This window comes from Mesorhizobium sp. M0184 (assembly GCF_040322215.1).
Taxonomy (GTDB): Bacteria; Pseudomonadota; Alphaproteobacteria; order Rhizobiales; family Rhizobiaceae; genus Mesorhizobium.
Genome location: NZ_JAMYSZ010000074.1, coordinates 1 through 7,572 on the forward strand (window position 1 = coordinate 1; position 7,572 = coordinate 7,572).

At 62.3% G+C, this 7,572-nt stretch carries 8 protein-coding genes; 5 read left to right on the plus strand and 3 right to left on the minus strand.

Translation table 11 applies throughout. From position 1 onward, the window contains the following. Window positions 1–210: 210 nt before the first annotated feature. The 3 genes from rho to hemE all read right to left on the minus strand — a co-directional run bounded on the left by rho (window position 211) and on the right by hemE (window position 3,219). Window positions 211–1,476: a transcription termination factor Rho gene (gene rho / locus NKJ23_RS34085; protein ID WP_023675925.1), complete on the minus strand. Its 1,266-nt coding sequence runs from the start codon at window positions 1,474–1,476 to the stop codon at window positions 211–213. Window positions 1,477–1,642: 166 nt separating this feature from the next. Beyond that, a complete protein-coding gene (gene hemJ / locus NKJ23_RS34090; RefSeq protein WP_031211566.1) occupies window positions 1,643–2,188 on the minus strand; it encodes a protoporphyrinogen oxidase HemJ in 546 nt (181 codons plus the stop codon). Between the two features lie 2 nt (window positions 2,189–2,190). Then, entirely contained in the window at window positions 2,191–3,219 is a 1,029-nt protein-coding gene (hemE, locus tag NKJ23_RS34095) for a uroporphyrinogen decarboxylase (protein WP_352685116.1), read from the minus strand. A 401-nt stretch (window positions 3,220–3,620) separates the two neighbouring features. On the opposite strand from hemE, the gene NKJ23_RS34100 reads away from it, so the two are divergent. The 5 genes from NKJ23_RS34100 (at window position 3,621) to dnaQ (ending at window position 7,475) form a co-directional block, all read left to right on the plus strand. Next, a complete protein-coding gene (locus tag NKJ23_RS34100) occupies window positions 3,621–4,439 on the plus strand; it encodes a pyruvate, water dikinase regulatory protein (protein ID WP_352453668.1) in 819 nt (272 codons plus the stop codon). 196 nt (window positions 4,440–4,635) lie between these two features. Further along, window positions 4,636–5,235, plus strand: coding sequence for a Maf-like protein (locus NKJ23_RS34105; protein ID WP_352685118.1), 600 nt, complete (start codon window positions 4,636–4,638; stop codon window positions 5,233–5,235). Then, the gene (locus NKJ23_RS34110; protein ID WP_352685120.1) at window positions 5,228–6,070 is read left to right on the plus strand and encodes a shikimate dehydrogenase; all 843 of its coding nucleotides are present in this window, start codon (window positions 5,228–5,230) and stop codon (window positions 6,068–6,070) included. Before NKJ23_RS34105 ends, NKJ23_RS34110 begins: the two co-directional genes overlap by 8 nt. After that, complete coding sequence (coaE, locus tag NKJ23_RS34115) at window positions 6,067–6,669, plus strand: dephospho-CoA kinase (protein ID WP_352685122.1); 603 nt, start codon at window positions 6,067–6,069, stop codon at window positions 6,667–6,669. Before NKJ23_RS34110 ends, coaE begins: the two co-directional genes overlap by 4 nt. A gap of 86 nt (window positions 6,670–6,755) precedes the next feature. Further along, window positions 6,756–7,475 (plus strand): DNA polymerase III subunit epsilon, encoded by a 720-nt coding sequence (dnaQ, locus tag NKJ23_RS34120; RefSeq protein ID WP_352685124.1) that lies wholly within the window; start codon window positions 6,756–6,758, stop codon window positions 7,473–7,475. Window positions 7,476–7,572 lie beyond the last annotated feature (97 nt).

A 7,572-nucleotide genomic window follows, 5' to 3' on the forward strand; every position in this document is an offset into this window, starting at 1 on the left:
GCCATCAAAAAAGCCCCATTAACTCACCAACCAGGATTTCGCTTCCCCGTGCAAAGCCCTCCTTGTGGGAGAAGGTGGATTGGCGTGCAGCGCCGAGACGGATGAGGGTGTTGGACGGAGTGCCGTCGTTGCTAAGTTGGAGCACCCGTCATCCAACCGAGCTTCGCTCGGCCACCTTCTCCCACAAGGGAGAAGGGAAGGCCCGCAACCCTACGTATTCATCGAATCGAAGAAATCCGCGTTGGTCTTGGTCTGCTTGAGCTTGTCGATCAGGAACTCGATGGCGTCGGTCGTTCCCATCGGCGCCAGGATGCGGCGCAGCACGAAGATCTTCTGCAGGTCCTGGCGCGGAACCAGCAGGTCTTCCTTGCGGGTGCCGGATTTGAGGATGTCCATGGCCGGATAGATGCGCTTGTCCGCCACCTTGCGGTCGAGCACGATTTCCGAATTGCCGGTGCCCTTGAACTCTTCGAAGATGACCTCGTCCATGCGGCTGCCGGTATCGATCAGCGCCGTGGCGATGATGGTCAGCGAGCCGCCTTCCTCGATATTGCGGGCAGCACCGAAGAAGCGCTTCGGCCGCTGCAGCGCGTTGGCGTCGACACCACCGGTCAGCACCTTGCCGGATGACGGCACGACGGTGTTGTAGGCGCGGCCGAGGCGGGTGATCGAATCCAGCAGGATGACAACGTCACGGCCGTGCTCGACCAGGCGCTTGGCCTTTTCGATGACCATTTCGGCGACCTGGACGTGGCGCACCGCCGGCTCGTCGAAGGTCGAGGACACCACCTCGCCCTTCACCGAGCGCTGCATGTCGGTGACTTCCTCCGGCCGCTCGTCGATCAGAAGCACGATCAAATAGCATTCCGGATGGTTGGTGGTGATCGAATGGGCGATGTTCTGCAGCAGCACCGTCTTGCCGGTGCGCGGCTGCGCCACGATCAACGCGCGCTGGCCCTTGCCGAGCGGCGCCACCAGGTCGATGACGCGCGCCGAAATATCCTTGGAGGTCGGAACCTCCATCTCCATCTTCAGCCGCGAGGTCGGATAAAGCGGCGTCAGATTGTCGAAATGGATCTTGTGGCGGATTTTTTCCGGGTCGTCGAAATTGATCGTGTTGACCTTGAGCAGCGCGAAATAGCGCTCGCCCTCTTTCGGGCTGCGGATCGGGCCTTCGACCGTATCGCCGGTCTTCAGCGAGAACCGCCGGATCTGCGACGGTGAAATATAGATGTCGTCGGGACCTGGCAAATAGTTGGCATTGGCGGAGCGCAGGAAGCCAAAACCGTCCTGCAGCACTTCGACGACGCCGTCACCGATGATCTCGATATCCTGGGTCGCCAGCCTCTTCAGGATCGCGAACATCAGCTCCTGCTTGCGCATGACGCTGGCGTTCTCGACTTCGAGCGATTCCGCATAAGCGATCAGCTCTGGCGGTTTCTTGTTCTTGAACTCTGTGAGTTTCATTTCTTGCATCATTAGACGGACTCTGAGTAAGCTTTGGGAAAAATATCGGCGGGATGCGACAAATGCCGGGCGCGGCCGAAGCGATAAATGGGCGGCGCATGACGGGAAGGAAGACCCGTCTTTTATCGTCGGTCGGTTGAAAGAGCAAGCCGCCTTTTGCGGGCAACCGAAGACGTCAGAACGGTTTCACGATAACCAGGACGACGATGACGATCATCAGCAATGTAGGGATCTCATTGACGATCCGCCAGTGCCTTGCCGATTTTTCATTGCGGTCTTCGGCAAATTTCCGGACGGCGCCGGCGAGATAGCCATGCACGGCCGACAGGCCAACCACCGCAGCGATCTTGGCATGCAGCCAGCCGCCTTGAAAACCAAAGCCTTTCCAGGCGAGCCACAGGCCGAATGCCCAGGTGATCACCATTGCCGGATTGATGATGCCGCGCAGCAGGCGGCGCTCCATCACCTTGAAAGTCTCCGACTGGACGGAGCCTTTTTCGGCATCGGCATGATAGACCAGCAAGCGTGGCAAATAGAGCATGCCAGCCATCCAGGAGATGACGGCAATCACATGGATCGCCTTTGCCCAGGGATAGAAATCATCGGGCCCGAACAGCAACAGCAGCCCGGCCAGCACCAGGAAAATGGCGATCGCGATTGCCGCGCGGCGCATCGCGCCCTTACCGGTGTTGGTGCCGTTCGCATTGTCCGCGCCCATCATCGTCACGATGCGCTCCGCACCAGCTTGACCATCCGCTCGACATGAGCGAGCGGCGTCTCCGGCGTGATGCCGTGGCCGAGATTGAAGATCAGCGGCCCGTCGCCCAGCGCCTTCAGGATCGCCCCCACGCCGTCGTCAAGCGCCTTGCCGCCGGCTACAAGCCTCAGCGGATCGAGATTGCCCTGCACGGCGCCGTCACGCTGCAATTCCTTCGCGGTCGACAATGGCACGGTCCAGTCGAGACCCAGCCCGGTCACGCCCGTCTTCTGGCGATAGCTTCGATAGTGATCTCCCGCGCCCTTGGGAAAGCCGATGATCGGAACATTGGGATGGGCAGCCTTCACTTGCCGGACGATCGAGGCCACCGGCTCGACGCAGAACAACTCGAAAGACGCTTCGTCGAGTACGCCTGACCACGAATCGAATATCTGCACCACGTCGGCGCCGGCCTCGATCTGGCGGATCAGATAGGCACCCGAATGATCGGCGAGCACCTTCAGCAGCCTAAGAAAGGCCGCCGGCTCGCGATAGGCGAACAGCCTGGCCGGCGCCTGGTCGGGCGTACCGTGGCCGGCAATCATGTAGGTCGCCACCGTCCAGGGCGCACCGCAGAAGCCGATCAGCGTCGTTTCATCAGGCAGTCTGGCGCGCAACCGCCGCACCGTCTCGTAGACCGGCTCGAGATTCACGTGAAACGTTTCGCCGTCGAGAGCCGCAATTTCCGCAGCCGTGATCGGCGTCAGCAGCGGGCCGCGTCCTTCCTCGAAGCGTACGTCGCGGCCAAGCGCATGCGGCACGACAAGAATATCGGAAAACAGGATCGATGCATCGAAGCCGAAGCGTTCGATCGGCTGCAGCGTCACTTCGACGGCGAGATCCGGGTCGTAGCAAAGATCGAGGAAGGATCCGGCCCGTCTCCTCGTCTCCCGGTATTCCGGCAGATAGCGGCCGGCCTGGCGCATCATCCAGAGCGGCGGCGGAAACGCCGCTTTGCCTCTCAACACGTCCAGCACGATCCGGTCTTGAGGCATTGAGCGCTCGCCTTTCCAGGCTTCCCTATAATTAAATATTCTATTTTTAGGAATCTTATGATTCTAAGAGTCTGTTGGTTGTGGTGGTTGTCTCCTGTCCCGCTTTGCCCTCGAAAAGACCAGCCAGCATATTGTCGCGCGCTTCTCCAGCGGGATTGCAGGACTTTGTGGAAAACCGCGAATTTACGACTGGAGTCAATGCGTTGCCGCCAGGCCAGGGAAATTGCCCCTGTGGATGAAGCGAAGGCAAAAAGCTCCGTCCCCGGACTTGTCCCCAACCGCCCGGAGAAGCCGACAGCACATCGAATTGTGGACAAACCGCCATCTGATACAGTCGCTTTGCGGTGGCCGAGTTTTCCGCCCGGCTTATCCACATCGGCCCACAGCCTGGAATGTATCCTGTGAACAAACCGCAGAGCTTCTTTCACCTTCATCTGATTTCCGACGCCACCGGCGAAACGCTGCTGGCCGCCGGCCGCGCGGCTTCCGCGCAATACAAGGATGCGCGCGCCATCGAACATATCTACCCGCTCATCCGCACCGAAAAGCAGGTGACGAAAGTGTTCGAGGACATCGAGGAGGAGCCGGGCATCATCCTCTACACGGTGGTCGACCAGAAGCTTGCCCGCGGCATCGACGAACGCTGCGCGGCCATGGGCCTGCCTTGCGTCTCGGTGCTGGAGCCGGTGCTGACGGTGTTCCAGTCCTATCTCGGCACGCCGGCCGGCCGCCGCGTCGGCGCCCAGCATGTGCTGGACGCCGAATATTTCCGCCGCATCGACGCGCTCAATTTCACCATGGAGCATGATGACGGCCAGCTGCCGGCCAATATGGACGATGCCGACATCGTGCTTGTCGGGATCTCACGCACCTCGAAGACCCCGACCAGCATCTATCTCGCCAATCGCGGCATCAAGACCGCCAACATTCCGATTGTGCTCGGCGTACCGGTGCCCGAAACCCTGGTCAATGCCAGGAGACCGCTGATCGTCGGCCTGGTCGCCACCGCCGAACGCATATCGCAAGTCCGGCAGAACCGCATTCTCGGCACCAGCGCCTATGAGCCGACCGATTATGTCGACCGCGCCGCGATCGCGGAAGAGCTCACCTATGCCCGCCAGATATGCACGCGGCATGGCTGGCCGATGATCGACGTCAGCCGCCGTTCGATCGAGGAGACGGCGGCGGCAATCGTTGCCCTGCGCGGCAAGACGCGGTAGGGTTTGGACGCTTGTGCTGTGGGTGGTCCTTACCTTCTCCCCTTGTGGGAGAAGGTGGCCGAGCGAAGCTCGGTCGGATGAGGGGTGTTCCAGCTTGGCACCAACAATGCTCCGTCCAACACCCCTCAACCGTCTTGGCGCTGCGCGCCAATCCACCTTCTCCCACAAGGGGAGAAGGAAAGATCAGGCGAAAAAAATGGCCGAAAAAATCATCCTTGCCTCGGGCAGCCCGTTCCGCAAGGCGCTGCTCGTCAATGCCGGCGTCGCAGTCGAAGCGGTTCCGGCTTCAGTCGATGAGCGCGCGCTGGAGGCGCCGCTGCAGAATAGTGGCGTGTCGCCGGAGGACGTCGCCCTGGTGCTCGCCGAAGCCAAGGCCACCGACGTCAGCGAGCGCAAGCCCGGCGCCCTGGTGCTCGGCTGCGACCAGACGCTGTCGCTCGGCGACGAGCTGTTCCATAAGCCGGCCGACATGGAAGGAGCGCGCCGTCATCTGCTGGCGCTGTCGGGCAAGACGCATCATCTCAACAGCGCCGTCGTGCTCGGCCGTGACGGCCAGGTTCTGTGGCGGCATGTCGGCATTGCGAGCCTGACCATGCGCAAGCTCGATCCGGCCTTCATCGGCCGCCATCTTGCGCGCGTCGGCGCCAAGGCCTTGTCCAGCGTCGGCGCTTACCAGATCGAAGGCGAAGGCATCCAGCTGTTCGAAAAAATCGAAGGCGACTATTTTACTATTGTCGGCCTGCCACTTTTGCCGGTGCTGGCCAAGCTGCGTGAGTTCGGGGCGATCGATGGCTGAGGCCACGAAAAAGGCGTTTGTCACGGGCCACCCGATCGCGCATTCCAGGTCTCCGAAGATCCACGGCTACTGGCTGACGAAATATGGCATCGGCGGCGTCTACGAGGCCATCGACGTTGCACCAGAGGCGTTTGCCGAATTCCTGCAGACGCTGCAGGCACAAGGCTATCGCGGCGGCAACGTCACCATCCCGCACAAGGAAGCCGCCTTCGCACTGGCGGCGCGCCGCGACGCCGACGCCGAACAGATCGGTGCGGTCAATACGCTGTGGTTCGAGAATGGCGAATTGTGGGGCGGCAATACCGACGCCCATGGCTTTGCCGCCAATCTGGACGAATATGCACCGGGCTGGGCGGCCAACGGCCGCGCCGTGGTGCTCGGCGCCGGTGGCGCCGCTCGCGCGGTTATTCATGCGCTGAAGCAGCGCGGCGTCGCCGACATCCGCATCGTCAATCGGACGCTTGCGAGGGCGCAGGAGCTGCGCGACCGCTTCGGTGCCGGCGTCTCCGCCCATGGCTTGGCGGCGACCGGCGAATTGCTCGAAGATGCCGGCCTGCTGGTCAACACGTCAGCGCTCGGCATGCACGGCAATGAAGGCCTGTCCGCCGATCCCCGCAGACTGCCGGACGGCGCCATCGTCACCGACATCGTCTACGTGCCACTGGAGACGCCGCTCCTTGCCGCGGCCAAAGCGCGCGGCCTGAGAACCGTCGATGGGCTCGGCATGCTGCTGCACCAGGCGGTGCCCGGCTTCGAGCGCTGGTTCGGCACCAGGCCGCAGGTCACCGCCGAACTGCGGCAAATGATCATCGCCGATATCGGCGCGATAAAATGATCGTGCTCGGCCTCACCGGATCGATCGGCATGGGCAAATCGACCACGGCCAAGATGTTTGCCGAAGCCGGCGTGCCGGTCCATGATTCCGACGAGGCTGTGCATCGCCTTTATGCCGGCAAGGCCGCGCCCTTGGTCGAGGCGGCCTTTCCCGGCACCACCAGATCCGGTGCGGTCGACCGTGCGGCACTGGCGGAGCGGGTGCTCGGCGACGCCGCCGCCCTGAAACGTCTGGAAGCGATCATCCATCCGTTGGTCCGTGCCGACGCCGATGCCTTCCTGGCTGAACATCGTGCCGCCGGCGCGCCTCTTGTCGTGCTCGATATACCGCTGCTGTTCGAGACCGGCGGCCGCGATCGCGTCGACAAGGTCGTGGTCGTCACCGCGCCGCCTGAAGTCCAGCGCGCCCGCGTGCTGGCACGGCCGGGCATGAACGAGGAGAAACTGGCGTCGATCCTGGCCAGGCAGGTTGCCGACGCCGAAAAGCGCCGGCGCGCCGACTTTGTCATCGACACCGGTCAGGGCTTTGACGCCGCTCGCGCGGCCGTCAAGGCGATCGTCGCCGAACTAGTCGTGGATAAGGCAGCCAGGCCTGGTTAAGAGGCTTGCAGACCCACATTACTTGTTGCCATTTTGTTCCTGGTGTGATTCGGCTAGAATGATGTCGGAACCAGTGGACTGATTCGATGCGTGAGATCATCTTCGATACGGAAACCACCGGCCTCGACACGCGCGAGGACCGCGTCATCGAGCTTGGCGGCATCGAGCTGGTCAACCGCTTTCCGACCGGCCGAACCTTCCACAAATACATCAACCCGCAAGGCCGCCAGATCCATCACGAGGCGCAGGCCGTGCACGGCATCAGCGCCGCCGATCTTCAGGGCAAGCCGACTTTCATGGAGATCGCCGAGGAGTTTCTGGCCTTCATCGACGGCGCCAAGCTGGTCGCGCACAATGCCGGCTTCGACATCGGCTTCCTCAATCTCGAATTCGGCCGGCTTGGCCATCCGGCCATCGATCCGGGACGGATCGTCGACACGCTGGCGCTGGCGCGCCGCAAGCATCCGATGGGCCCCAATTCGCTCGATGCGCTCTGCCGCCGCTACGGCATCGACAACGGCCGCCGGACCAAGCACGGCGCGCTGCTCGATTCGGAATTGCTGGCCGAGGTCTATATCGAGCTCATCGGCGGCAAGCAGGCAAGCCTCATCCTCGACAGCATCCTGACTCCGGCGGGCGGAAGGCAGAATGTCGACGACATCGATATTTCGATCGGTGTGCGGCCGATCGCCTTGCCGTCGCGCCTGACCGACGCCGAGCGCGCAGCACACGCAGGCATGGTTGGCACATTGGGCGAAAAGGCGCTCTGGCTGCGCGTCACCCCGGAAGCGAGTTCCGCGGCATAGTGATTTTGACCGGAAGTTGTGTGCGTCAAGTTCTGCAAAATGGCGTGGCATTGCGGTGACGTCGGCGTGTCCGCCGCGCAGCCCCCGTGTTTAGCGG